Source organism: Lactococcus sp. LG1267, from assembly GCF_017309545.1.
Classification (GTDB): Bacteria; Bacillota; Bacilli; order Lactobacillales; family Streptococcaceae; genus Lactococcus; species Lactococcus petauri.
On sequence record NZ_CP071295.1, the window covers coordinates 513,102 to 539,877 of the forward strand.

General features: G+C 37.9%; 26 protein-coding genes and 1 tRNA gene. 21 read left to right on the plus strand and 6 right to left on the minus strand.

All coding sequences use genetic code 11. The features are described 5' to 3' along the window. Nucleotides 1-333: 333 nt before the first annotated feature. The 5 genes from J0J33_RS02595 to J0J33_RS02615 all read left to right on the plus strand — a co-directional run bounded on the left by J0J33_RS02595 (nucleotide 334) and on the right by J0J33_RS02615 (nucleotide 6,123). Nucleotides 334-2,127: a heavy metal translocating P-type ATPase gene (locus J0J33_RS02595; protein WP_019336054.1), complete on the plus strand. Its 1,794-nt coding sequence runs from the start codon at nucleotides 334-336 to the stop codon at nucleotides 2,125-2,127. A gap of 145 nt (nucleotides 2,128-2,272) precedes the next feature. Continuing rightward, nucleotides 2,273-3,577 (plus strand): ISL3 family transposase, encoded by a 1,305-nt coding sequence (locus J0J33_RS02600; RefSeq protein ID WP_089202021.1) that lies wholly within the window; start codon nucleotides 2,273-2,275, stop codon nucleotides 3,575-3,577. Between the two features lie 127 nt (nucleotides 3,578-3,704). Next, the gene (locus J0J33_RS02605; RefSeq protein WP_002360221.1) at nucleotides 3,705-3,848 is read left to right on the plus strand and encodes a hypothetical protein; all 144 of its coding nucleotides are present in this window, start codon (nucleotides 3,705-3,707) and stop codon (nucleotides 3,846-3,848) included. 253 nt (nucleotides 3,849-4,101) lie between these two features. Beyond that, nucleotides 4,102-5,529, plus strand: coding sequence for a chloramphenicol/florfenicol efflux MFS transporter FexA (fexA, locus tag J0J33_RS02610; protein WP_065813868.1), 1,428 nt, complete (start codon nucleotides 4,102-4,104; stop codon nucleotides 5,527-5,529). A gap of 177 nt (nucleotides 5,530-5,706) precedes the next feature. Further along, nucleotides 5,707-6,123, plus strand: a complete 417-nt coding sequence (locus J0J33_RS02615) for an NAD(P)H-dependent oxidoreductase (protein WP_000855243.1) — start codon at nucleotides 5,707-5,709, stop codon at nucleotides 6,121-6,123. A gap of 110 nt (nucleotides 6,124-6,233) precedes the next feature. Here the strand turns inward: J0J33_RS02615 and J0J33_RS02620 are convergent, their stop codons facing one another. Further along, entirely contained in the window at nucleotides 6,234-6,443 is a 210-nt protein-coding gene (locus J0J33_RS02620; RefSeq protein ID WP_172440482.1) for a transposase, read from the minus strand. Between the two features lie 61 nt (nucleotides 6,444-6,504). On the opposite strand from J0J33_RS02620, the gene J0J33_RS02625 reads away from it, so the two are divergent. Next, the gene (locus J0J33_RS02625; protein WP_089202020.1) at nucleotides 6,505-6,765 is read left to right on the plus strand and encodes a hypothetical protein; all 261 of its coding nucleotides are present in this window, start codon (nucleotides 6,505-6,507) and stop codon (nucleotides 6,763-6,765) included. Nucleotides 6,766-6,880: 115 nt separating this feature from the next. After that, complete coding sequence (locus J0J33_RS02630) at nucleotides 6,881-8,185, plus strand: ISL3 family transposase (protein ID WP_089202021.1); 1,305 nt, start codon at nucleotides 6,881-6,883, stop codon at nucleotides 8,183-8,185. A gap of 94 nt (nucleotides 8,186-8,279) precedes the next feature. Here the strand turns inward: J0J33_RS02630 and J0J33_RS02635 are convergent, their stop codons facing one another. Beyond that, entirely contained in the window at nucleotides 8,280-9,548 is a 1,269-nt protein-coding gene (locus J0J33_RS02635; RefSeq protein WP_107106095.1) for a replication-associated recombination protein A, read from the minus strand. Nucleotides 9,549-9,570: 22 nt separating this feature from the next. After that, nucleotides 9,571-10,044 (minus strand): GNAT family N-acetyltransferase, encoded by a 474-nt coding sequence (locus tag J0J33_RS02640; protein ID WP_019336052.1) that lies wholly within the window; start codon nucleotides 10,042-10,044, stop codon nucleotides 9,571-9,573. Between the two features lie 137 nt (nucleotides 10,045-10,181). Here J0J33_RS02640 and J0J33_RS02645 point away from each other — a divergent pair, with 137 nt between their 5' ends. From J0J33_RS02645 to ptsP, 11 genes are all read left to right on the plus strand, one after another. Further along, the gene (locus J0J33_RS02645) at nucleotides 10,182-10,646 is read left to right on the plus strand and encodes a DUF3013 family protein (RefSeq protein WP_061414030.1); all 465 of its coding nucleotides are present in this window, start codon (nucleotides 10,182-10,184) and stop codon (nucleotides 10,644-10,646) included. 24 nt (nucleotides 10,647-10,670) lie between these two features. Next, nucleotides 10,671-11,624 carry a 50S ribosomal protein L11 methyltransferase gene (gene prmA / locus J0J33_RS02650; protein WP_206921765.1) on the plus strand — a complete coding sequence of 318 codons (954 nt, stop codon included), beginning with the start codon at nucleotides 10,671-10,673 and terminating at the stop codon, nucleotides 11,622-11,624. Between the two features lie 2 nt (nucleotides 11,625-11,626). Continuing rightward, entirely contained in the window at nucleotides 11,627-12,382 is a 756-nt protein-coding gene (locus J0J33_RS02655) for a 16S rRNA (uracil(1498)-N(3))-methyltransferase (protein WP_019293237.1), read from the plus strand. A gap of 124 nt (nucleotides 12,383-12,506) precedes the next feature. Further along, a complete protein-coding gene (locus J0J33_RS02660) occupies nucleotides 12,507-14,732 on the plus strand; it encodes a bifunctional (p)ppGpp synthetase/guanosine-3',5'-bis(diphosphate) 3'-pyrophosphohydrolase (RefSeq protein ID WP_003133614.1) in 2,226 nt (741 codons plus the stop codon). Nucleotides 14,733-14,786: 54 nt separating this feature from the next. Further along, entirely contained in the window at nucleotides 14,787-15,236 is a 450-nt protein-coding gene (gene dtd, locus J0J33_RS02665) for a D-aminoacyl-tRNA deacylase (RefSeq protein WP_019336050.1), read from the plus strand. 17 nt (nucleotides 15,237-15,253) lie between these two features. Beyond that, on the plus strand, nucleotides 15,254-15,865 hold the full coding sequence (locus J0J33_RS02670; RefSeq protein WP_173816955.1) for an HAD family phosphatase: 612 nt from the start codon (nucleotides 15,254-15,256) through the stop codon (nucleotides 15,863-15,865). Between the two features lie 121 nt (nucleotides 15,866-15,986). Further along, nucleotides 15,987-16,607, plus strand: coding sequence for a 1-acyl-sn-glycerol-3-phosphate acyltransferase (locus tag J0J33_RS02675; protein ID WP_019291927.1), 621 nt, complete (start codon nucleotides 15,987-15,989; stop codon nucleotides 16,605-16,607). A gap of 99 nt (nucleotides 16,608-16,706) precedes the next feature. Then, nucleotides 16,707-19,280 (plus strand): preprotein translocase subunit SecA, encoded by a 2,574-nt coding sequence (gene secA / locus J0J33_RS02680; protein ID WP_173816953.1) that lies wholly within the window; start codon nucleotides 16,707-16,709, stop codon nucleotides 19,278-19,280. A 99-nt stretch (nucleotides 19,281-19,379) separates the two neighbouring features. Further along, nucleotides 19,380-20,408 (plus strand): 3-deoxy-7-phosphoheptulonate synthase, encoded by a 1,029-nt coding sequence (locus J0J33_RS02685; protein WP_019293824.1) that lies wholly within the window; start codon nucleotides 19,380-19,382, stop codon nucleotides 20,406-20,408. A gap of 154 nt (nucleotides 20,409-20,562) precedes the next feature. Then, on the plus strand, nucleotides 20,563-20,829 hold the full coding sequence (locus tag J0J33_RS02690; protein WP_003133620.1) for a phosphocarrier protein HPr: 267 nt from the start codon (nucleotides 20,563-20,565) through the stop codon (nucleotides 20,827-20,829). Further along, nucleotides 20,829-22,556: a phosphoenolpyruvate--protein phosphotransferase gene (gene ptsP, locus J0J33_RS02695; protein WP_003133622.1), complete on the plus strand. Its 1,728-nt coding sequence runs from the start codon at nucleotides 20,829-20,831 to the stop codon at nucleotides 22,554-22,556. The genes J0J33_RS02690 and ptsP overlap by 1 nt, the downstream gene beginning before the upstream one ends. Nucleotides 22,557-22,677: 121 nt before the next feature. On the opposite strand, the gene J0J33_RS02700 is transcribed toward ptsP, so the two are convergent. From J0J33_RS02700 to J0J33_RS02710, 3 genes are all read right to left on the minus strand, one after another. After that, entirely contained in the window at nucleotides 22,678-22,977 is a 300-nt protein-coding gene (locus tag J0J33_RS02700; protein WP_019291923.1) for a YbaB/EbfC family nucleoid-associated protein, read from the minus strand. Between the two features lie 152 nt (nucleotides 22,978-23,129). Further along, nucleotides 23,130-23,215: transfer RNA gene (locus J0J33_RS02705), tRNA-Leu, on the minus strand. A gap of 83 nt (nucleotides 23,216-23,298) precedes the next feature. Beyond that, the gene (locus J0J33_RS02710; RefSeq protein ID WP_165716454.1) at nucleotides 23,299-24,234 is read right to left on the minus strand and encodes an alpha/beta hydrolase; all 936 of its coding nucleotides are present in this window, start codon (nucleotides 24,232-24,234) and stop codon (nucleotides 23,299-23,301) included. Between the two features lie 369 nt (nucleotides 24,235-24,603). Here J0J33_RS02710 and rnpA point away from each other — a divergent pair, with 369 nt between their 5' ends. From rnpA to jag, 3 genes are read left to right on the plus strand one after another with little or no spacing between them, the layout of a single operon-like run. Next, the gene (rnpA, locus tag J0J33_RS02715; RefSeq protein WP_019291921.1) at nucleotides 24,604-24,972 is read left to right on the plus strand and encodes a ribonuclease P protein component; all 369 of its coding nucleotides are present in this window, start codon (nucleotides 24,604-24,606) and stop codon (nucleotides 24,970-24,972) included. Beyond that, nucleotides 24,969-25,784, plus strand: coding sequence for a YidC/Oxa1 family membrane protein insertase (locus J0J33_RS02720; protein ID WP_003133626.1), 816 nt, complete (start codon nucleotides 24,969-24,971; stop codon nucleotides 25,782-25,784). Before rnpA ends, J0J33_RS02720 begins: the two co-directional genes overlap by 4 nt. A gap of 24 nt (nucleotides 25,785-25,808) precedes the next feature. Next, the gene (gene jag / locus J0J33_RS02725) at nucleotides 25,809-26,720 is read left to right on the plus strand and encodes an RNA-binding cell elongation regulator Jag/EloR (RefSeq protein WP_019293820.1); all 912 of its coding nucleotides are present in this window, start codon (nucleotides 25,809-25,811) and stop codon (nucleotides 26,718-26,720) included. Nucleotides 26,721-26,776 lie beyond the last annotated feature (56 nt).

Consider the following 26,776-nt stretch of genomic DNA (forward strand, 5'->3'; position numbering starts at 1 on the left):
AAAAACGTACTTTACTATAATACACTAATCTTTTTCAAAAAGCAAGCTTTGTAAAGTATTTTTACTTGACGTTTTTTTAAGGTGGCTATTGGGTGAAAAAGTTCTATAGATAAAGTGACAAAGACTTTTGACAGTTGTCTGGTTGGGAATATTCCCTGTTTTTTGCTAATATATAGTTAAGAATGTTGTAACTTATAAAATAAAAGCTCAGTTCTTCGGAATCAAAGTGCGACAAGGATTATTTTTCTATCCCGAGCAAATCAGTGTTCGATGAAAACTATTTTGAGTCAAACAGGGCAAAGTTTCAGGAAATTTATTTTATAAGGAGAAAACATGAAAAACTGGCAAAAACTTGTTTTAGTATTTTTCATAGCAGCTGCGTCTCTTTTGGCTCAGTTTGCTTTTAACGCACCTCTGATAGCACGATTTATCATCACTGTTGCAGGTGGTATTTTAGCACTGTCAATGTTTATTGAGATGGTTAAAACACTGCGTAAAGGAAATTATGGTGTTGACTTACTCGCAATTACTGCGATTATTGCGACACTATTGGTAGGAGAATATTGGGCCTCATTAATCATTATTTTAATGTTGGTTGGAGGTGAAACGCTTGAGGATTACGCAGCGGGACGTGCCAATCGTGAATTGTCTGCCCTGTTGCAGAAAACACCAGATATTGCCCATGTCATGCAAGAGGGTAAAGTCGTCGACATGGACTTAGATGATGTTGAGATAGGGGCACATCTCTTGATTAAGCCTATGGAAGTTGTGCCTATCGATGGGGTTCTCCTTTCAGAAGCAGCTATTCTGGATGAATCCTCTGTAACGGGTGAAACTAAACCGAATGAGTTACAACAAGGGGATGAAATTCTTTCAGGTGCAATTAATGGTAGCTCCAGTATCGAAATCCGCACAAGTGTTGCAGCAAGTGAATCCCAATTTCAAAAAATCGTTGCTCTTGTTCGTGAAGCAGAAGCAACGCCGGCAAATTTTGTACGTTTAGCAGATCGTTACGCTGTGCCATTTACGATTATGGCCTACATCATTGCAGCTGTTGCTTACTTTATCTCTGGTGACCCTGTCCGTATTGCAGAAGTATTGGTGGTCGCAAGTCCATGTCCTTTGATTTTGGCTGCGCCCATTGCTTTTGTCTCAGGAATGAGTCGTTCCTCAAAAAATGGTTTTTTAATTAAAAATGGAACCATCATTGAGAAACTTGCAACAGCCAAGGCAATTTTCTTTGATAAAACGGGAACAATTACCGATGGTAAAATCGAAGTAGATGCCATTGTTCCAGCAGAAGGAATATCGCAAGAAGAGTTACTCAATATTGTTTACACCATCGAAAAATCTTCCACTCACATCTTGGCCAAGGCTGTTTCAAGCTATGCAGAGTCACATAATGTCCAAAGTCTTGCTTTAGAAAACCTCAGTGAGGTTGCAGGATTAGGTGTGACAGGGCAAATCAATGGTCAATTAATTAAAATCGGGCGTGCAAGTTTTGTGGGCGCACCAGAGGGGTTAGATTTTGAAACAGCTTTTTATGTGTCACGTGATGGCCAATATATCGGTGCAGTAACCTTCTCAGATACTTTACGTGCCAATGCTCCCGCTGTGATTAAAGATTTACGTCAAACAGGTTTTGAGAGCATTACGATGCTGACAGGGGATAATGCTCGTGTTGCCGATAAAATTGCAGCACAAGTAGGGATTACCGAGGTTTACAGTAGTATGTTACCAGAAGAAAAGCTTGCCAAAATCCAAGCTTCAACTATTCATCCAACGATTATGGTTGGTGACGGTGTCAATGATGCCCCAGCTTTAACGCTTGCGGATGTTGGTATTTCTATCGGGACAGGAAACAATACTGTCGCTAGTGAAGCAGCTGATATTGTACTCTTGAAAAATGATTTGTCCTCTGTGACAAAAGCAGTTCATATTAGTCGTGATACATTAACCATTGCGAAACAATCGGTTTTGATTGGGATTATCATTTGTGTCATCTTGATGTTAATTGCTGCTACAGGGCTTATTCCGGCAATTATCGGTGCTCTTTTCCAAGAGGTTATTGATGTTGTTTCGATTCTTTATGCTTTAAGAGCCTTGAAGGGATTTAAGAATAAGTAATAAAAAAGGCTCTATAATTTAAAGGACTGATGAATCAAATTTTGATTCATCAGTCCTTTTTTAGTTTATTTAAATATAAAACATGTCGTCTATCTAGTAAAATTTAAGTACGACCAAAAATCTAAGATAGAAAGGACGACATGTCTTGAATAATCATATCAAAAAAATGCTACGAATTACAGATGAACATTTAGATTTAACAAATACGGAGGAATATAAAATTAAAGGGAAGAACACTTTAGTTATCTTTGGAGTCTATTCTCCCATGCCTTCGGCTTGTAGGAACTGTGGTTCAACTATTGTTGATAATGAAGGGAAAAGTGTAGTTGTTAGAAATGGAAAAAAGGAAGTAACTATTCAGTTAGATTCTTATCAAAATATGCCCACTATTTTAAAACTGAAGAAACAACGATTCCATTGTAAAAGCTGTTCGCACAATTGGACGGCACAGTGTTCTATTGTTGAAAAAAACTGTCATATCAGTAAATTTATTACTTTGAAAATTTTAGAATTATTAACTGAGAAAATCTCTATGACATTTATAGCTAAACAATGCCACGTTTCATTAACTACAGTTTTAAGAGTTCTTAAGTCAGTTGAATCACAACTCCCGCAACAACTTAAACCACGGAGTTTTCCAGAAGTTTTAATGGTAGATGAGTTTAGATCTCACGCTAGTTATGAAGATAAAATGAGCTTCATATGTGCTGATGGAGAAACAGGTGAATTAGTAGATATTTTACCTAGTAGGAAATTAGATAAAATAATCCCTTACTTCAATCGCTCTCCGTTGGAGGAAAGGGAAAAAGTTAAATTTTTAGTAACAGATATGAATGCTGCTTACTTTCAATTAACTAAAAATGTCTTTCCTACTGCTAAATTAATCATTGATAGGTTCCATATTGTGAAGCATTTGAACACCGCTTTTAATGATTTTAGAGTCCGAGAAATGAAGAGATTAATTACCAATAAGAAAAAGTCAAAAGCAAATAAATTAAAATCAAACTGGAAATTACTTCTAAAAAATCAAACAAATATTTCCATTTCAGAGTTCAAAACTTGGAGAAGTTTTCCTTCTCCAAAGTACCATCTTTTAACGGAATCTATGGTGATTGATCGACTACTCTCATTTTCTTCTGAACTAAAAGAAGCTTATGACATTTTCCATTTATTAATGTATCACTTTAGAAACAAAGATGACCGTTCCTTTTTCGAACTATTGAAAAATCTACCTGATAGCTTGGATACACAATTTAGAGATAAAATAGAAAATCTGATTTCCTATGAAGAAGGTATTAGAAACGCTCTTAAATATAATTTTTCCAATGGAAAAATTGAAGCTAAGAACACTCATATAAAAACACTTAAAAGAGTTTCCTATGGATTCAACTCATTTACAAATATGCGTATAAGAATTTTCTTGATAAACGGCCTTATTAAAATTAAATAACTAAAAAAGATGATAAATCTGAGAGTAATCTCAAGTTTATCATCTTATATATCCGACTCATCAGTCCGATTTGACAAAGAGCCATTATTGTGTTATTATCACAATATGAGAAAGGAGGCAAAAAGTAATGGGAATTGATTTCATTAATGTCGAGTTTAGAAAGCATGTAAAAGTTTCAGGGGATTTAGGTACAACGGGATCAGTATGTCCTTTTTCACAAAAACAAAAAATGGAAACACTACCGGAAAACTTTTTGCCTCCTTTTATATAATGGGCAAAAATTTATGAATCTATTGCATTTGTAAAAATGCATACGAATGATTAGGCACCGGTTGTTAAACTGGTGCCTTTTTTTTGTTTGATCAGTTCAGTTAGTTTGGAGAACCGAATCTTTAATCATGCTGTAGAAATATGGTGAGTTCGTTGATTTGGTTTTACAATATAAATAGATATGAGGTGAGGTTTATGGTGAAAGCAGTGGATTTAGCCTCCTAAAATCACAATATATTTTAGGAGGAAATAAAATGAAAAAGGATAGTAAATCTAAAGAAATGATTCAATCTGAAAAAAGGGGTTCTACTAGGCTTTTAATGATGGTACTCTCCCTATCTGTACTTGTAGGTTCAATTACGGCTGATTCAGTCAATCCCGTACTTCCACTAATAAGCAAAGCTTTAGAAGCTTCGAAATCTCAAGTGAGTTGGATAGTTAGTGGTATTGCACTTGTTCTTGCGATTGGAGTTCCGATTTATGGTCGAATCTCAGACTTTTTTGAGTTACGAAAGCTATATATCTTTGCCATTATGATTCTGGCAAGTGGTAGTCTTTTATGTGCAATTGCCCCGAACCTCCCATTGTTGGTTTTGGGAAGAATGGTTCAGGGTGCTGGGATGTCCGCAATTCCAGTTCTATCAGTCATTGCAATTTCGAAGGTTTTCCCACAAGGAAAACGTGGGGGAGCTTTGGGAATTATCGCAGGAAGTATTGGTGTTGGAACTGCTGCTGGTCCAATATTTGGTGGAGTAGTTGGTCAATATTTAGGGTGGAATGCCTTGTTTTGGTTCACATTTTTGTTAGCCATTATGATTGTTATTGGTGCCTACTACGCGTTACCGACAATTAAACCGGCAGAATCCGTAGGAAGCAATAAGAACTTTGATTTCATTGGTGGTTTATTCCTCGGCCTCACAGTAGGATTACTCCTTTTTGGCATCACTCAAGGAGAAACTTCTGGTTTTTCTTCGTTCTCATCGTTAACTAGCCTAATTGGTTCTGTTGTAGCTTTGGTGGGATTTATTTGGAGAATTGTTACCGCAGAAAATCCATTTGTACCACCTGTCCTGTTCAATAACAAGGATTATGTCAATACGGTCATAATTGCATTTTTTTCGATGTTTGCTTATTTCGCTGTTCTTGTGTTCGTCCCATTACTAGTCATTGAGGTGAATGGACTCTCTTCTGGACAGGCTGGAATGATATTGTTGCCAGGTGGTGTGGCTGTTGCAATCTTATCTCCCTTCGTTGGCCGTCTTTCTGATCGATTTGGGGATAAACGTCTGATAATTACTGGGATGACTCTGATGGGGCTGTCTACCTTATTCTTGTCCACCTATGCATCTGGTGCTTCACCTCTGTTAGTTTCCGTGGGGGTCCTCGGAGTAGGGATTGCTTTTGCATTCACGAATTCTCCCGCAAATAACGCCGCAGTAAGTGCACTCGATGCAGACAAGGTTGGTGTCGGAATGGGGATTTTCCAAGGTGCTTTGTACCTTGGAGCAGGAACTGGAGCAGGTATGATTGGAGCATTATTATCCGCTCGACGTGATGCTACTGAGCCGATAAATCCATTATATATATTGGACGCTATGTCCTACTCAGATGCGTTCCTTGCAGCTACAGGGGCAATACTCATTGCCTTAATAGCTGGATTAGGTTTAAAAAAGCGTGGGTAATAACTTAGTTATGTAAAGATTAGTTATTGTTTAGTTCATCTTCTATAGTTTAAGCTGTAAATAAATAGCTTAGGAATCACGCAAATTTGAATTTCTTAGAATAGAATACTTTTAAGTAACTCAACTTTCGTACACTGTTTTATTGGTGCGAAAGTTGAGTATGTTAAGGATGAAACAATGAAAACATTGGTGATCGTTTCTCACCCAGATATGCCAAATTCTCGAATCAATAAAGTTTGGGTAGAAAAAGCAGCGTCTTATTCAAACGAAATTACCATTCATGATCTTTATAGAGAGTATCCTGATTTTATTATAAATGTAAAAAGAGAGCAGGAATTAGTTGAAAATCATGATAATATTATTTTTCAATTTCCATTATATTGGTATAGTTCTCCTTCATTATTAAAAAAATGGATCGATGAAGTGATTATATATGGATGGGCTTACGGATCAAAGGGTAAAAGAATATTTTATAATCGAAAATTAGGATTAGCTATATCAGCTGGCGTAAAAAAAGGTGAATTTACAAGTATGGGTAAAAACAAGCATACATTAACCCAGATGTTAACACCATTCAAATCTTTATGTGCATAGATTCATGCTGAATATGTACCAGAGTTTGTACTTTACGGTGCTAATTCGGATATGAAGGGCGAAGAGATACAGAAAAGTGCTAATGAGTATTTGCAATATATTAAAAAGTATTATTTAAGAGCGTTTCTAATACCTTCTTCATAGGAAATCAGATTTTCTATTTTATCTCTAAATTGTGTATCCAAGCTATCAGGTAGATTTTTCAATAGTTCGAAAAAGGAACGGTCATCTTTGTTTCTAAAGTGATACATTAATAAATGGAAAATGTCATAAGCTTCTTTTAGTTCAGAAGAAAATGAGAGTAGTCGATCAATCACCATAGATTCCGTTAAAAGATGGTACTTTGGAGAAGGAAAACTTCTCCAAGTTTTGAACTCTGAAATGGAAGAGATTCTTAAAGGTTATCATAATAAAATAGAGACATACCACTTACAAAAAAGTTATCGCTCAAGTGGGGCTATTACTGAAACTTTTAATGAATTAATTGCTTCAAATCGCCAAGTAGAGCCTGTACAGGCAAAAGGTGAGCCAGTTGTTAAAACTAAAATTAAGAGCAATCAAGACTTTAAAGTTTTAGTTGAAAACAAGTTAGCTGAAAAAGAAGTATCAGCAGTGACGAGGCTCTATAATTTAAAGGACTGATGAATCAAATTTTGATTCATCAGTCCTTTTTTAGTTTATTTAAATATAAAACATGTCGTCTATCTAGTAAAATTTAAGTACGACCAAAAATCTAAGATAGAAAGGACGACATGTCTTGAATAATCATATCAAAAAAATGCTACGAATTACAGATGAACATTTAGATTTAACAAATACGGAGGAATATAAAATTAAAGGGAAGAACACTTTAGTTATCTTTGGAGTCTATTCTCCCATGCCTTCGGCTTGTAGGAACTGTGGTTCAACTATTGTTGATAATGAAGGGAAAAGTGTAGTTGTTAGAAATGGAAAAAAGGAAGTAACTATTCAGTTAGATTCTTATCAAAATATGCCCACTATTTTAAAACTGAAGAAACAACGATTCCATTGTAAAAGCTGTTCGCACAATTGGACGGCACAGTGTTCTATTGTTGAAAAAAACTGTCATATCAGTAAATTTATTACTTTGAAAATTTTAGAATTATTAACTGAGAAAATCTCTATGACATTTATAGCTAAACAATGCCACGTTTCATTAACTACAGTTTTAAGAGTTCTTAAGTCAGTTGAATCACAACTCCCGCAACAACTTAAACCACGGAGTTTTCCAGAAGTTTTAATGGTAGATGAGTTTAGATCTCACGCTAGTTATGAAGATAAAATGAGCTTCATATGTGCTGATGGAGAAACAGGTGAATTAGTAGATATTTTACCTAGTAGGAAATTAGATAAAATAATCCCTTACTTCAATCGCTCTCCGTTGGAGGAAAGGGAAAAAGTTAAATTTTTAGTAACAGATATGAATGCTGCTTACTTTCAATTAACTAAAAATGTCTTTCCTACTGCTAAATTAATCATTGATAGGTTCCATATTGTGAAGCATTTGAACACCGCTTTTAATGATTTTAGAGTCCGAGAAATGAAGAGATTAATTACCAATAAGAAAAAGTCAAAAGCAAATAAATTAAAATCAAACTGGAAATTACTTCTAAAAAATCAAACAAATATTTCCATTTCAGAGTTCAAAACTTGGAGAAGTTTTCCTTCTCCAAAGTACCATCTTTTAACGGAATCTATGGTGATTGATCGACTACTCTCATTTTCTTCTGAACTAAAAGAAGCTTATGACATTTTCCATTTATTAATGTATCACTTTAGAAACAAAGATGACCGTTCCTTTTTCGAACTATTGAAAAATCTACCTGATAGCTTGGATACACAATTTAGAGATAAAATAGAAAATCTGATTTCCTATGAAGAAGGTATTAGAAACGCTCTTAAATATAATTTTTCCAATGGAAAAATTGAAGCTAAGAACACTCATATAAAAACACTTAAAAGAGTTTCCTATGGATTCAACTCATTTACAAATATGCGTATAAGAATTTTCTTGATAAACGGCCTTATTAAAATTAAATAACTAAAAAAGATGATAAATCTGAGAGTAATCTCAAGTTTATCATCTTATATATCCGACTCATCAGTCCGATTTGACAAAGAGCCATAAAAAATCGTCAGTTTTGACGATTTTTCTTTTGGTTTTCGATCCATTTCTTACGTTCATTTAAGGCCCATTCGTATTTGCCCATCTTATCAGGGTGGAAGTAATCTGCTTTTCGCAGTTTATCGGGTAGATAATCCTGCTTCACCCAATGTTCTGGGAAATTATGTGGGTACTTATAACCCTGACTTCGCCCAAGATCCTTAGCTCCCGCATAGTGCCCGTCTTGTAAGTGCGCAGGAATGGGAAGATTTCCGTATTTTCCTAAGTCTTCTATTGCCGCATCCAGAGCCATATAAGCGGCATTGGACTTAGGGGAGAGGGCAAGGTCAATTATGATATTTGCTAGCGGTATCCTTGCCTCAGGAAACCCTAATTTTTCTGCAGCTTGTAAACCTAACATTGTATGAACAGCGGCTTCTGGATTGGCAAGACCGATGTCTTCATAAGCCATTACTGTCAATCTTCGTGCCAGACTTTGAAGGTCTCCGCCTTCAATTAGACGTGCAGCATAGTGTAAACTTGCGTTTACATCAGATCCGCGGATTGATTTTTGTAAGGCACTAAGCAAGTCATAATGAGCATCGCCATCTTTATCAAAACTTAGTGCTTTACGTTGAAGTGAGTTTTCCATATCTTCCAGGGTTACATGATGGTTTTCGGAAGATAAGACGGCAAGTTCCAAAGCATTGTAAACCGCGCGTAAATCACCGTTGGTTGAGTGTGTGAGAAAGTAAAGAGCATCATCGTCAAGAGTAACATGAAAGTTAAAGCCTCGTTCCGTATCTTCAAGGGCAAGGTTTACAGCATTCTGTAAATCATCACTTTCTAGAGGCTTTAACTCAAAAATCTGCACACGACTACGGATGGCAGGCACAACACTAAAATAAGGGTTTTCCGTAGTAGCGCCAATTAAGATAATTTGACCATTTTCTAACAGAGGCAGGAGAAAATCTTGCTTAGGTTTATCCAGACGATGAATTTCATCTAAGAGAAGAACTAGTTGTCCAGAAAATTCCGCCTCAGCGGCAATTTCTTGCAGTTTTTTCTTGCTGTCTGTTGTTGCATTAAAACTACGGAAAGCGGCATTCATCGTGCCGGCAATAGCAGAGGCAATGGAAGTTTTACCAATTCCCGGAGGGCCGTAAAGAATCATGGAAGTCAAAAGTTTTGTTTCGACCATCCGGCGAATGATTTTTTTAGGGCCAACAAGATGAGATTGCCCAATAATCTCGTCAATATTACGCGGTCGCATTCGGCGGGCTAAATTTTGATGTGTCATATAAAGCGGTTCTCCTTACTACCTAGAGATAATAGGCGTAAATTAAGCTGTCAACATAGAGACCATCAATGAAATACTCTTTTTTGAGTCGCCCTTCAAGTTGAAATCCTAGATGCTCGTAGAGAGCTACTGCTTTAGGGTTGCTTGACATTGCATTGATGGTAATCTTTTCATATTTTTCGGTACGTGCTTCGTGGATAAGATGTTGGATAAGCTGAGTCGCCACACCTTTTCCTCTTGCTTCTTTTACAGTCATTACACCGAAAGTAATTACATGTGAACCAAATTCAGACTTATTGCGGGGACCGTAATCTAAAACACCCAAAATAACACCCTCTTCTTCCGCAAGAAGATAACGTGTTCCCTTCAATATTTTCTTCATTATTTTCTCAGCAGAGCTGTTGATGACAAAGGGTGTGGATTTTAAAGTCCAGTTTTGATTTTCGATTTTAGCCACATAAGCGAAATCATGGGGTTCGATAGGTCTGATTTTCATATATTTCTCTCTAGAGATAATTTTTATTTCTGTTATAATTATAACAGAAAAGTATTACGACGTTTAAACTCCCAATTGCTATTTTAATTCGAAGCATTGGAGAGGAAATTGCTTGTAACAGAAAAAAGAGGTAGAAAATGGCAAAGTACGGTTTTTTAGATATTTTAGATGAAGAATTGAGCAAGAATTTCAGTTATGATTTTGAGATAAATTGGGATAAAAGAAATTTCGCTGTCGAAGTCAGCTTCCTTTTGGAAGCTGCAAATCCAGAAGGCGTTGTTCTTTCGGATGCAGATGGTGTCGAGTCAGAAGAAAATGTACTTTATGAAGATGCTGTGATTTTTTATAATCCGAACAAGTCGAAGTTTTCAGAAGAAGACTATTTAGCAGGTGTGGCTTATTCAGACAAGGGCTTATCTCGTGAATATATTACTTACTTTGTTGAGTTCTTACAAGAAACAGCGGATGAAGGTTTAGATGCTTTGATAGATTTCTTAAATTCCGATGAAGAAGAATTTATGCTTGAATTTGATCAAGAAAAATTTGAAAAAGGTTTGGAAAATCTTGAGGAGACAACTTTTTTCAAGTATCCTCGTTATTAATATAAGGAAGAGAATAGCAATAATATGAATAATTGGAACAGTATCACCGTACGCATCATTCGTGCAGCGGAAGAAGCAATCAGTAATATTTTAGTTGAAGCAGGATCAGCAGGAGTCGAAATTAACGACAGTGCAGATTATCTTAATCACAAGGACCTTTTCGGAGAAGTGCTTCCTCAGGTAGAACAGTCAGAAATGGTGGAAGTGACTGCTTATTATCCGGAAAATATGCCAGTTACTGAGCTCAAGTCAGATATTGAACAAAAGGTAAATGCTTTAGCAGGAAGCTTTGACGTGACCAACGTTGAAGTACGTACAAATAATCTTGCAGAACAAGATTGGGCAGATGCTTGGAAAAAGTATTTTGAACCAGCTCGTATTACTCATGATTTGACGATTGTCCCAAGTTGGACAGATTATACTCCACAATCTTCAGCGGAGAAGCTGATTCGCCTTGATCCAGGGATGGCTTTTGGTACAGGTACGCACCCAACAACAAAAATGAGTCTTTATGCTCTAGAACAAATAATTCGCGGTGGCGAAACGGTCTTGGATGTAGGTACAGGTTCCGGTGTGCTCTCTGTAGCTAGCGCTTATCTTGGCGCAAGTGAAATTCATGCCTATGATATTGATGAAGTTGCTGTGCGTGTAGCACGTGAAAACATCGAGCTTAACCCAAATACGGATAAAATTTCAATCTCAGCCAATAATTTATTGGAGGGTATCGAGCAACAAGCAGAAGTTATCGTAGCAAATATCTTGGCAGATATTCTTGTACTTATGACTGACGACGCTTTCCGTCTCGTCAAAGATGAAGGTTATTTGATTATGAGTGGTATCATCGCTGATAAGGCAGATAAAGTTATTGCATCCGCAGAAAATGCTGGTTTCTTCCTTGAAACGCGTATGACTCAAGGTGAATGGAACTGTGTGATTTTCAAAAAGACAGAAAACCGTGAAGGGGTAATTGGCGGTTAAGTATGGCAAATCAATATTTTGTGTTCAAAAAGCAACCAGAAATTGGTGAAGACTTTACTATTGACGATAAGGCAGCTGTTCATCACATTTTTACAGTCATGAGGACGAGTGTGGGGGAGAAGATACAGCTAGTTTTTGAAGAGGGGAAAGTGGGCCTTGCCGAAGTTGTTTCTAGCGAGCTATGTACGGTACGTTTATTAGAGGTACTGGAAGTGCAAACGGAACTTCCAGTTCACATTACTGTAGCGCTTGGTTTCCCTAAAGGCGATAAATTAGAATTTATCAGTGAGAAGGCAACGGAACTTGGCGCAAGTGCAATCTGGGCTGCGCCCTTCAAATGGTCTGTGGCCAAATGGGACAGCAAAAAGCTTGCTAAAAAGAAGGAAAAATTAGATAAAATTGTATTGGGTGCTGCAGAACAATCTCGCCGTCAAATATTGCCAGAAATCTGTTTTTTTGAAAAACTGTCTGAACTGGTTGCTACATTTTCTCAATTTGACCAAGTTTTAATTGCTTATGAAGAATCTGCTAAAGCAGGGGAGCAAGCGAAGTTGGCTCAAAGTATGGCGAGTTTAAAACCAGGCCAAAAAGTTTTGCTGCTTTTTGGACCAGAAGGTGGTATTGCACCGGAAGAGATTGCGCTATTTGAACAAGCAGGTGCAGAGATTGTCGGGCTTGGACCGCGTATTATGCGTGCTGAGACAGCACCGCTCTACGCCTTGTCGGCCTTTTCAACTTACTTTGATTTGTTGAAATAAACCGAACAAAGAGACGAAAACTCGCGCTTTAAGGACTAAAAGCGTAAATTTATAGGCAGAAATGTGTTAGAATAGTAAAAATATATCAAGGAGGAAAGTGGAGCTACTTCACAGGAAATAAAATATGCCCTCAGAACCAAATCTTACCGGAGATCAAGTGGTTAAACTTGCTTCCGCATACATGAATGAAAAAGATATCTTGCTGGTACGTAAAGCTTTACAGTGTGCATCAATAGCTCACGCTGAACAGTATCGTGCTAGCGGAGAACCTTACATTATCCATCCTATCCAAGTGGCGGGAATTTTAGCTAAACTACAGCTTGATGCAGCAACTGTATCGGCAGGCTTTTTGCATGATGTTGTTGAAGACACTAACTTTATACAGTCAGACTTGGTGGAACTTTTTGGTGAAGAGATTGCGAATATTGTTGATGGAGTAACGAAGCTTGGTAAAGTAGAATACAAATCGCATGAAGAACAACTTGCGGAAAATCACCGTAAGATGTTGATGGCCATGAGCAAGGATATTCGAGTTATCTTGGTCAAACTTGCCGACCGTCTTCATAATATGCGCACTCTCAAAAATCTCCGACCAGACAAACAAAAACGTATTTCAAGTGAGACTATGGCGATTTATGCGCCGCTTGCACACCGCTTGGGTATTGGAAGCATTAAATGGGAACTTGAAGATCTCTCTTTCCGTTATCTTAATGAAACAGAGTTCTATCGTATCCGTGGCTTAATGAACGAAAAACGTGCAGCGCGTGAAAATTTAGTTGAAGAAGTGATTGAGAAGCTAAATGAGCGTATGAAAGATGCACAAGTTGACGCTGAAATCTATGGGCGACCAAAGCATATCTATTCTATTTATCGTAAAATGCACGATAAGAAAAAGCGTTTTGATGAAATTTATGACCTTATTGCCATTCGCTGTTTGACAAACTCGACAAGCGACGTTTACACGACACTAGGGTATATCCATGATTTATGGAAACCGATGCCTGGGCGTTTCAAGGACTATATTGCTAACCCTAAAGCTAATGGTTACCAGTCTGTTCACACCACGGTTTACGGTCCTAAGGGGCCGATGGAATTCCAAATCAGAACCCATGAGATGCATCAGATTGCTGAGTACGGGGTCGCAGCACACTGGGCTTACAAACAAGGGCGTAAAGCTAAAGTTGACGTTCATGAGATTTCGGAAACACTAAACTGGATTAACGAATTGGTGGAACTTCAAGAACAATCAGGTGACTCCGCAGAGGAATTTGTTAAAGCAGTTCAGGAAGATATTCTTGGCGACAAAATTTATGTGTTTACACCAACAGGAGCAGTTCAGGAATTGCCAGCTGGCTCCGGTCCTATTGACTTTGCATATGCTATTCATACGCAAGTGGGAGATCATGCAACAGGTGCGAAGATTAACGAGCGGATGCAACCGCTGAATTATGTTCTGAAAACAGGTGATAAAGTAGAAATTATTACTTCCAAAACGTCATTTGGACCAAGTCGTGATTGGATTAAGCTCGTTAAGACCAATAAAGCCCGTAACAAGATTAAGCAATTTTTCAAGAGTCAAGATAAGGAACTCTCTATCCACAAAGGTCGTGAAATGCTGCAAACGGAACTTGCAGAGAATGGTTTCACACCGAACCAATATTTGGATAAAAAACATTTGGACGAAGTACTTGAAAAATTAAGTTATCGGGACAGTGAAGCCCTGTTTGCCGCAGTTGGTTTTGGGGAAATATCAGCAACTTCTGTATTCAATCGTTTGACAGAAAGTGAGCGCCGTAAAGTTGAGAAAGAAAAGCTGAAAGCTGAATCTGAACAACTAATGAAGGGCGAAGTCAAACGCGAAAACAAAAATAAAAATGTCATGAAAATTCGCCATGATGGTGGTGTGAGTGTTTCTGGCGTTGATAGCATGTTGGTGCATATCAGTAAATGTTGCAACCCTGTGCCAGGGGATAAGATTGTCGGCTATATCACTAAAGGTCGAGGGGTTTCCATCCACCGCGCAGACTGTAAAAATGTTCGCAGTCAAGAAGATTATGAAAAACGTCTGATTGATGTAGAATGGGATGATTCACAACACCTCACTAAAGAATACGTGGCCAATATCCATGTGTATGCGTTTAATCGTCCAAATCTGCTTAATGATATCGTTCAAGTGTTGTCTAATACAACAAAAAGTTTGATCTCAATTAATGCTCATCCAACAAAGGATAAAAAAATGGCCAATATCCATCTTTCTATTGGAATAAAAAATCTATCTGATTTGACTTTGATTGTTGATAAGATTAAGATGACACCAGATGTCTATAGTGTTAAACGGACCAATGGTTAACATAAAATAGCAAAAAACTGTCCTTTTGGATAGTTTTTTTGTTAAAATGAAATTATGAAAATAGTAATCCAAAGAGTTAAAGAAGCTTCAGTAAAAATTGAAAATAAAATCAGAAATCAAATCACATCTGGCCTATTACTTCTCGTTGCAGTAGAAGATGCAGATACAGATTTTGACTTAGATTATGCCGTACGCAAGATCAGTAAAATGCGTATTTTTTCAGATGAAAATGGCAAGATGAACTTATCTGTACAAGATATCTCTGGCGAAGTACTTTCTATCTCACAGTTTACACTCTATGCGGATATTCGCAAAGGAACACGCCCAAGCTTTTCGCAAGCCGGGAATCCAGCATATGCAGAAGCGATGTATCTTAAATTTAATAAAAAGCTTAACCAGATTGTTCCGACTAAAGCAGGAGAATTCGGTGCAGATATGGAAATCAGTTTAATTAATGATGGGCCAGTAACAATAATTATTGATACAAAAAGTGCACGAAAATAGAAAGCAGAGGACAATCGATGACAGTTAAAAATATCATTTTTGATCTCGGCGGTGTGATTCTTGATCTAGATTTTGAAAGAATGATACAGCAATTCCACAAATTAGGTATTTCAGATTTCGAAGATTATTTCACCTTGAAAAAACAGGCGGATTTTTTCGAAGCTTTGGAGTTGGGACTCATTACACCAGAAGGATTTTGTGACCGCCTTCGAGAAGAAGCAAAAGTCGATGTGGATAATGAGGCGATAGAAGAAGCTTGGAATCTTATTTTGAAAGATTTCAGTTCAGAGCGGATGAATTATTTTGAAAGAATTTCTGAAAAATATAACATTTTTCTCTTTTCAAACACTAACAGTATTCATGCAAAATGTTTTGAAAAAAGATGCTCAGAACAAACGGGAAGAACTTTGGAGTCTTACTTTAAACAGGTGTTTTATTCACATAGTTTACACCTGAGAAAACCAGATATGGCTGCGTTTAAAGAGGTTTTAGAATGCTCTGGTTTACAGGCGGCGGAAACTTTGTTTATAGATGATAATTTAGCTAATATAGTGGGAGCACAGAAGGTGGGGCTCCAAACAATTCATCTCCAAAAGCCTCAGACCATTCTCGACTTAGAAATTGATTAGCGTCAAGTCAATTGATAAATAAAAACTCCAGAAGGAGTTTTTTTGCTTTTCTGACTAGCCAAATTGAAGTAAATAGTATAAAATTTATAAAGCTAAATATTTTTAGGAGTATTCTACAGTTATGTTTTATATATTTTTACGCGGTTTAGTTCGCTTTTTACTTTTCATATTTAATGGTAAGGCTACATACCATCACACGGAACGCATTCCAGACAAGTCTGAGAATTATATTTTGGTAGCGCCACACCGCATGATTCTTGATCCTGTTTACATGGCTTTTGCGACACGTCCAAAACAGTTTATCTTTATGGCCAAGAAAGAGCTTTTTAAAAATCCTTTCTTTGCGTGGTGGATTAAAAAATGTGGGGCTTTCCCAGTCGATCGTGAAAATCCTGGACGTGAAGTCATTCAGTATCCAGTAAAGATGCTAAAAAAATCAGATAAATCTCTCATCATGTTTCCAACAGGTTCACGACACTCCAACGAACTCAAAGGCGGTGTTACGATTATCGCTAAAATGGCAAAAGTTCGGATTGTTCCTGCTGTTTATCAAGGTCCTTTATCAATGAAGGGTATTTTTAAGCGTGAAAAAGTACAATTGAATTTTGGGGAACCTATTGATATTTCAGATATTAAAAAAGCAAATGCTGAAGGTATCGAAGAAGTAAATCGCCGTTTGGAAGCTGCATTTGCTCAACTCGATAAGGAAATCGATCCAAATTACAAATACGTTGCTAAATAATACAGCTGTATTTATATTTTTGAGGTAACTATTGGAAAAAACCTTTAAAAATGCTAAAATTAAGGAAATATCCCTTATTGGATAGTAAACGGAGAATACATGGCAAATATTATTAAAAAATTAGTAGAAAACGACAAAAAAGAGCTCAAAAGATTACATAAAATGGCTCAAAAAGTCGAATCATACGAAGAAGAAATGGCTGCCCTTGCAGATGAGCAACTGCAGGCCAAAACAGAAGAATTTAGAGAACGTGCAGCTGCCGGTGAGAGTCTTGACGACATGCTGTATGAAGTTTTTGCTGTCTGCCGTGAAGCAGCAAAACGTGTCCTTGGTCTTTTTCCTTTCCACGTGCAAATTATGGGGGGGATTGTCCTCCACAATGGTGACGTTCCGGAGATGCGTACTGGTGAAGGTAAAACTTTGACAGCTACCATGCCAGTTTATTTAAATGCGATTTCTGGCAAAGGTGTACACGTAGTAACAGTCAACGAGTATTTGACAACACGTGATGCAACCGAAATGGGTGAATTATACAACTGGCTCGGTTTGACTGTTGGACTTAACCTTAACTCTAAGTCACCAGAAGAAAAACGTGAAGCATATAACTGTGATATCACTTATTCGACATCATCCGAGCTTGGTTTCGACTACTTGCGTGACAACATGGTCACTCGTTTTGAAGATATGGTACAGCGTCCGCTCAACTATGCTCTTGTCGATGAGGTTGACTCCATCTTGATTGATGAGGCGCGCACACCATTGATTATTTCAGGTCAAGCAGAGGGCTCTTCTGCGCTTTATTACCGTGCAGATCAGTTTGCTAAGACTTTGGTTGGTCGTGAAGATTATGAAGAGGGCGATGACTATAAGATTGACTTGCAATCTAAAACTATCTCACTCACAGATGAGGGGATAGATAAAGCAGAACGTTTCTTTGATATTGAAAACCTTTATGACATGGAAAATGTTGCCTTGACTCACTTTGTGGACAATGCACTCCGTGCCAATTATATCATGCTTCATGACATCGATTATATGGTTGATGATCAACAAGAAGTCTTGATTATTGACCAGTTTACAGGTCGGACAATGCCTGGTCGTCGCTATTCTGATGGTTTACACCAAGCGATTGAAGCCAAAGAAGGTGTGCCGATTCAAGATGAATCTAAAACCATGGCTTCAATTACGATTCAAAACTACTTCCGTATGTACAAAAAATTGTCAGGGATGACTGGTACAGCGAAAACGGAAGAAGAAGAGTTCCGTGAAATCTATAATATTCAAATTATCCCGATTCCAACGAACCGCCCAATCCGACGTGTGGACCATTCAGACTTGCTTTATCCAACCCTTGAAGCAAAACTAAATGCTGTCTTGGATGACGTGAAGAAACGTCATGCTGAGGGACAACCTATTTTGATTGGTACTGTGGCTGTTGAAACTTCTGAGATTATTTCGAAAAAATTGGTCGAAGCTAAAATCCCGCATGAAGTTTTGAATGCGAAAAACCACTTCCGTGAAGCACAAATCATTATGAATGCCGGTCAACAAGGAGCGGTAACCATTGCGACCAATATGGCTGGTCGTGGTACAGACATCAAGCTTGGCCCTGGTGTTAAAGAACATCCAAATCCAGAATATCAAGGTCTTGCGGTAATCGGTACTGAACGTCATGAAAGTCGTCGTATCGATAATCAGCTCCGTGGACGTTCTGGTCGTCAAGGGGATGCTGGTGTCTCTCAATTTTATCTTTCACTTGAAGATGATTTAATGAAACGTTTTGGTTCCGAACGCGTTTCTGCCTTCCTTGATCGTATGCGTATCAGTGGTGATGATGCCGTCATCAAATCTGGCTTAATCACACGACAAATCGAAGGTTCACAGAAACGTGTCGAAGGAAATAACTACGATTCACGTAAACAAGTCTTGCAATATGATGATGTGATTCGTGAACAACGTGAAGTTATTTATGCACAACGCCATGAAGTGATTGTGGCGACTGAAGATATGACACCTGCTCTGTATGGTATGTTTAAGCGTACAATCGATCGCCAAGTTGATGGCCATGCAGCAACAGGGGATCTTCAAGAAGAAGCAAATCTGCTCAATCTTTATGAAACTGTTGAAAATACAATGCTTTCAGCGGATGTCTTTAGCATTGAAGATCTTCGTGGTAAAAGCCCACAAGAAATTAAAGATTTTCTTTTTGAAAAAGTTAAAGAACATTATGCAACACAAATGGAACGCTTGGGCGATAAAGAGCGTCAGATTGACTTCCAACGTGCTGTTATCCTTCGTGTAGTAGACAACAATTGGTCTGAGCATATCGATCATTTGGATCAAATGCGTCAGTCTGTAGGCTTACGTGGTTATGCACAAAACAACCCGATTGTTGAATATCAAGAAGAATCACACAAAATGTTTAATAACATGATTGGAGCTATTGAGTTTGAAGTAACTCGTTTGATGATGAAAGCTCAAATTCATCCGCAAACCGCTGTTCAAGAACAAGCACCGCGTGTAACTGTAACGGCTTCACAAGAAAACTTGACAAATGTGGGACAATCCTCTGCAGAAGGTATTGATTTCAGTAAAGTTGGCCGTAATGACATGTGTCCATGTGGTTCAGGTAAAAAATATAAGAACTGTCATGGTCGCGTTCACACAGCTTAGATAAAAAAGTGATAAAATAGACGAAACACCCTAACTTAGGGTGTTTCATTTTTCTAAGTTGATAAATACAAAAGATATCAATAAATTGAAAGGAGAAAGATGTCTTTCAAAATAATAAGCCCAGAGATAAATGTTGATGCAGTCAAAATGCTGGGCCACCTTGATAGCGAACAACATCAGCGAAAAGAAGCAAGAGACAGAGAATTAGAAGCAATTATCAAAGGTGAAGATTCCCGGCTTTTATTAATTATTGGTCCTTGTTCCTCGGACAATGAAGCAGCTGTTCTGGAGTACGCACATCGTTTGGCTAAACTCCAAGAAAAAGTAAAAGACAAGATTTTCATGGTAATGCGTGTTTATACAGCGAAACCGCGAACAAACGGGGAAGGTTATAAAGGAATCATTCATCAACCAGATGCAGCAGGTGAAGCTGATCTTATTAATGGTATTCGTATGGTACGTGATCTTCACTATAAAGTTATTACACAAACTGGACTGACCACTGCTGATGAAATGTTGTACCCGGAGAACTTGCCTTTAGTAGATGATTTAGTTTCTTATTATGCAGTTGGCGCCCGCTCAGTGGAAAATCAGCAACATCGCTTCGTGGCTTCTGGTATTGATGCGCCAACGGGGATGAAAAATCCAACTTCTGGTAATATCAAAGTCATGCTAAATGGCATTTACGCAGCACAGCAAGAGCAAGACTTTCTCTTTGGCCGTGCAGAAGTTCAAACTGCAGGGAACCCTTTGGCACATGCCATTTTACGTGGGGGGCAGGACGAGCATGGTAAAAATCTTCCCAATTACTATACGGATAATTTGCAGGAAGTCATTGCAAATTACGAAAAAATGGGCTTAAAGAATCCCTTTATCATTGTGGATACCAATCATGATAACTCTGGGAAGAAATATATGGAGCAAATTCGAATTGTACGACAAACGTTAGTCAATCGTGATTGGGATGAAAAAATACGCCGTTATGTACGAGGCTTTATGATTGAGTCGTATTTAGAAGATGGACGTCAAGACCGACCGGAAGTGTTTGGAAAATCAATTACAGATGCTTGTCTTGGTTGGGAGAAAACAGAGGCCTTGATTCAGGAGATTTATCAAGCGGAAATATAATAATTTCAGAGGATAAATAAAAAAGCCGAAATGATGAAGATAATTTAATGAAAAAATGATTGCAAACCTTTTCACTTTGTAGTATAATGTTAAAATAGATATGCTGAACAAAAAGGCATTATCGAATAAAAATTGAAATAAGGAGATTCCAAAAATGGCATCTAAAGAATTCCACATCGTTGCAGAAACTGGTATCCACGCACGTCCAGCTACATTGCTCGTTCAAACAGCTTCTAAATTCACTTCAGAAATTAACCTTGAATACAAAGGTAAATCTGTAAACCTTAAATCAATCATGGGTGTTATGTCACTCGGTGTTGGTCAAGGCGCTGATGTAACTATCACTGCTGAAGGTGCTGATGCTGATGACGCATTGAGCACAATCGCTGAAACAATGGTTAAGGAAGGTCTTGCTGAATAATGACATCTATGCTTAAAGGTATCGCTGCATCATCAGGTGTAGCCGTAGCGAAGGCATACTTGCTTGTTCAACCTGATTTGTCATTTGAGACAGTGACTGTTGAGAATATCGAAAATGAAGAAGCTCGTCTTGATGCAGCTCTTGCTGCCGCTCAAAGCGAGCTTCAAATCATTAAAGATAAAGCAGTAGATAGCCTCGGAGAAGAAGCCGCAGCCGTATTTGACGCACACATGATGGTTCTTGCAGACCCAGATATGACCGCTCAAATCAAAGCTACTATTGAATCTAAAAAAGTTAATGCTGAAGCAGCCCTTAAAGAAATCACTGACATGTTCATTGCTATCTTTGAAGGTATGGAAGACAATGCTTACATGCAAGAGCGCGCTGCCGATATTAAAGACGTTACAAAACGTGTAATGGCAAACCTTCTTGGTGTTAAATTGCCAAGCCCAGCTTTGATTAACGAAGAAGTGATCATTGTTGCTGAAGACTTGACACCATCAGATACTGCACAGCTTGATAAGAAGTACGTTAAGGCCTTTGTTACAAACATTGGTGGACGTACATCTCACTCAGCAATCATGGCACGTACGCTTGAAATTCCTGCTGTATTGGGTACAAACAATATCACTGAACTTGTTTCTGAAGGTCAACTTATGGCTGTATCAGGTTTAACAGGTGAAGTTGTTCTTGATCCAACTCCAGAGCAACAAAGCGAATTCCACGCAGCTGGTGAAGCGTATGCGGCACAAAAAGCTGAATGGGCTGCTCTTAAAGATGCTGAAACAGTAACAGCTGATGGTAAACACTTTGAGTTAGCTGCAAACATTGGTACACCTAAAGATGTTGAAGGTGTTAACGACAATGGTGCGGAAGCTGTTGGTCTTTACCGTACAGAGTTCCTCTATATGGATGCTCAAGACTTCCCAACGGAAGAAGATCAATACGAAGCTTACAAAGCAGTACTTGAAGGCATGAATGGTAAACCAGTCGTTGTTCGTACAATGGACATCGGTGGTGACAAAACATTGCCATACTTCGACTTGCCAGAAGAAATGAATCCATTCTTGGGTTGGCGTGCTTTACGCATCTCACTTTCTAATAGTGGTGATGCAATGTTCCGCACACAACTTCGTGCACTTCTCCGTGCATCAGTTCACGGTACACTCCGTATCATGTTCCCAATGGTTGCATTGGTTACAGAATTCCGTGCTGCTAAGAAAATCTACGACGAAGAAAAAGCTAAATTGATCGCCGAAGGTGTTCCAGTAGCTGAAGGTATCGAAGTAGGTATCATGATCGAAATCCCAGCAGCAGCAATGTTGGCTGACCAATTTGCGAAGGAAGTTGATTTCTTCTCAATTGGTACTAACGATTTGATCCAATACACAATGGCTGCAGACCGTATGAATGAACAAGTTTCATACCTTTACCAACCTTACAACCCGTCTATCCTTCGCCTTATCAACAATGTTGTTAAAGCTGCGCATGCAGAAGGCAAATGGGCTGGTATGTGTGGTGAAATGGCCGGTGATCAAACTGCTGTTCCACTTCTTATGGGTATCGGACTTGATGAATTCTCAATGTCAGCAACATCTGTACTTCAAACACGTTCATTGATGAAACGTTTGGATTCAACTAAGATGGAAGAACTTTCAAACAAAGCTCTTACTGAATGTGCAACAATGGAAGAAGTTGTCGCACTCGTTGAAGAATATACAAAATAAGAAAAACGCGAAGAAATTCGCGTTTTTTTGTATTTTAAGAATAATCAAAGTCCCTATTTTCGAATTTTTTATTCTAATTAATAAGAAGAATAAAATAAAAAAGCCTTCAGAGGCTATTTTATTAGAAGGGGAGTCCTTTAGAGAACTTACCTAGTTTTTGTTCAGTAGTTTTTTCGATTTGAGTGAGAGCATCGTTTACAGCATCTGCAACCAAATCTTGCAATGTTTCAGGATCTTCAGGGTCAATCACATCACTCTTGATTGTCAAGTTTGTTAATTTACGATCACCAGAAAATTCAGCGATTACTAAATCTTGTGCTGCTTTACCAAAAAAAGTAGTGTTGGCAATTTCTTCTTGTGAAGCTTGCATTTGTTTTTGCAATTTTTGTGCTTGCTTCATCATGTTTTGCATATTCATCATCGTGGTTTATTATCTCCTTGTTTCAAGACTTAAGTGCCTTGAGTATTGCAAATATATAGTTTCTTGATGTCATTATTATACCATTTTTGTGAATGATTTTGAAGCAGATGAGAAAACAAAAAAACGTCTAATTACTAGACGTTTAAATAATATGCGGAAGGCGGGACTTGAACCCGCACAGCCAAGATAGGCCACAGGATCCTTAATCCTGCGCGTCTGCCAATTCCGCCACTTCCGCGAATTGGTACTTTAATATAATACCATTTTAGGAAGGGGAATGCAAGAATAAACTGTAATAGGGTGTTTAGCACTGTAAAATAATCAACCGTTATAGTTTTTCAGAAATTTTTCAACAGATTCACGGTAAAGCTGAGGATTTGTCTCAAAGGCCTTGGCATGTGCAGCGCCTTTAATCAAAAGCATTTCCTTTGGTGTTCCTGTCTTGACTGCTTGGTAGTTTTCCTTAAGCATTGACGTAGGCACATAAGTGTCTGAATCGCCGTGGATAAGGAGGATAGGGCGATTGTTTTGAGAGAGTGCTTGTGTCGCACTTGCTTCTTTTAAAAACCAACCTTGGCGCACTTTATTCATAGCGGATAAACTATAGACAAGGGGAAATGGCGGAATATTGTAGGTCGACTTGGCTTGATAGGTGATTTCCGACCAAACATCAGTATAGCCACAATCTTCGATAATACTGTTGACAGAGCTAGGTAATTCTGTCTCACTTGATGCCATCATAACAGTTGCAGCTCCCATAGAAAGTCCAAATAAAGTAATACGACTTTCAGGGTTTTCTTGTGTTAATTTTTTTGACCAGGCGATCACGTCTTTTTTATCGTAGTAACCATAAGTAATGAGCTGACCTTCTGAGGATCCAGCAGCACGATTGTCAGGCATAAGCACATTATAGCCTAAATCATGGAAGAGTTGTCCATATTGGCGCATCGCTTCTTTATTTTGGCGAAAACCGTGGACAACAATAACTGTTTTATTTGTCTTATGTTCCGCTGGGATGTACCAAGCATTGAGCTTTAAGCCGCCATTTTCCATGGTAAGTGTTTTTTTATTCAACTTATCAAATTGTGTGACGAGAGGATAATTTTTACTTGAGGCTTGAACTTGGCCCACGGGAGCGTCATTACGGACATAGGCAACGGAGTAGAAATAATAAGTAATCCCCAAATCAACGAGCAGCAGTAGGCTTATGATGCTAATTGTCCATAAAGCGAAAATTTTCTTTTTACGTTTTTTCATCGCATTATTATACCAAATTTTTTAAAGAAAATAGGAATAATATTACCTAAGAGACATAATGCTTATACCAATAAATATGATTTTGTATGAAAAAACCTTCCCACAAGAGCCAACAAATGTGTGGGAAGGAAAAGGAGTAGTCGGGAATCAAAGGGGATTGATTCTTTGAGCCATTATGTTTAGGGAAGCGAAATGAAGATCACTTTATTGGCTCTTGGCTACATCTATCTTTTATTTACCTTTATTCTAACATGGTTTTGAGCTTATAAGTAATGATATGCAACAAAAATTAAAGCTAAAAAAGCGCTTTCTTGGAAAAAAGTGACTTTTCCTCTACTTTGTGTTAAAATAATGGAGATAATTTTTAGTATGGGAGAGAGTGGCTTGGCTATAAAAAAGACCTATCGTGTAAAACGCTCGAAAGACTTTGAACAAATATTTTTAGCGAAAAATAGCTTTGCCAATAAGAAATTTGTTGTATATAAACTCGATACTGAGCAACAGCATTTTCGTACAGGGATTTCAGTAAGTAAAAAGATTGGAAATGCGGTCACACGGAATCGTGTGAAGCGACTCATTAGACATGCAGTAGCAGAGTTTTCTTCTCATTTAGAAGACGAAGATTTTGTGATTATTGCACGTCCAGGAGTCGAAAAACTCAGTTTTGATGAAGTAAGAAAAAATCTCAAGCATGTATTGAAATTGTCTAAAATTTATAAAGATGGAGAAAAGAATTGAAAAAGAAAATAACTTTGCTTTCGATGGCAAGTGCTTCTTTACTCTTATTGGCTGCCTGTGGACGTTCTGAGGTCACACAACATTCAACAAACTTTTGGGAACAGATAGTTTATGGATTTGCTCAGGTTATTCGTTTCTTGTCATTTGGTGGTATGACAGCTGTTGGTATTATTTTATTTACCTTGATTATTCGTGCGGCACTTTTGCCTTTGATGAATATTCAAATCAAGTCTAGCCAAAAAATGCAGGAAATTCAGCCTGAAATTAAAAAAATACAAGCGCAATATCCAGGTAAAGACGTGGATTCGCGTCGTAAAGTTCAAGAAGAAACACAAGAACTTTACGCTAAAAACAAGGTGAATCCTTATGCAGGATGTTTACCACTCTTAGTGCAAATGCCAATATTATGGGCGTTGTACCAAGCTTTGACACGTGTAGATTTCTTAAAGCACGGAACTTTCCTCTGGTTTAATATCGGAGATAAAGATCCAACATTTATCTTGCCAATTTTGGCAGCACTCTTTACATTTGCTAGCTCATGGTTGACAATGAAATCAGCCCCTGAGAAAAATGCAATGACAAGTACGATGACATTTGCTATGCCAGTGATGATTTTTGTTTTTGCGATCAATGTCGCAAGCGGTGTTGCTCTTTACTGGGTAGTATCAAATGGTTTCCAAGTCTTACAAACTTTGCTTATTGCCAATCCCTTCAAAATAATCGCAGCGCGTGAAGCTAAAGCCCAAGCGGAAAAGGATAAAGTAAAAGCACGTGAGAAGGCATTAAAGAAGGCGTTGAAAAATAAAAAGTAAATCAGGAGATAGGAGTTTTAAATCATGACTATTTTTACTGGGAGAACAGTTGAAGAAGCAATAGAACGCGGCTTATATCGTTTAGGTGTAAAGCGTGAGAATGTGCATATTCATGTAAAACAAAAAGAAAAACGTGGTTTTTTAGGATTTGGTAAAAAACGAGCCCTCGTAGATATAGAAGAAATCAAAGAAGAAACCATTCGTAAAGCGGATCGATTAGCAGAACGTGGTGTGGAAGATATCAACCTTGGTGTGCCTAAAGCACAGTCTGCTATGGAAGCAACTCTTGAGTTAAGCCAAATTGTTAAAGCTGTACGTGCAGCTGAAAAAGAACAAGAAGGTCAATTAACTCCAGAAGAACGTGAAGTTATAATTGAAGAAGTTAAAGCAGACATTGCTCAAAGCAAAGATCCGCTTCCAGAAGTTGAGGTTCCTGAGAAGGTAAAAGAAAAAGCTAAGGCTGTACCGATGGAATTAACTGCTGAGGAAACAGAGTTTGCGGATAAAATTTCGACTTACTTAACAAATATTACCTCTGAAATGGGTATTGCGATCACTGTAAATGTAGCAAAAGAAGGCACTCTGATTGTTTTTAACTTAAATTCGAATCAAGATGCTTTACTCATTGGTAAACATGGGAAGATTTTGCAAAGTTTACAAACCTTGGCTAAAGCTTATGCTAACAGTATTTTAAGTACCCGTATAAATATTGCTGTCAATGTTGGGGATTATCATGAAAAGCGTAAAGCATATATTACCAGCTTGGCGCATCGTGCAGCAGAACGTGCTCGTTCTGGTGAAACTGTCTATATTAATGATTTACAGTCGAATGAACGCAAGATTGTGCATACAATTATTTCGAAAGAAGAAGGTGTTTCTAGCCATTCTGAAGGTAATGAATACAATCGTTATATCACCGTTACAAAAGAAATTTGACATTTGCGATGATTTGGTGTAGAATATTTTAGTATGCTTTAAGCACAGAAATGAAA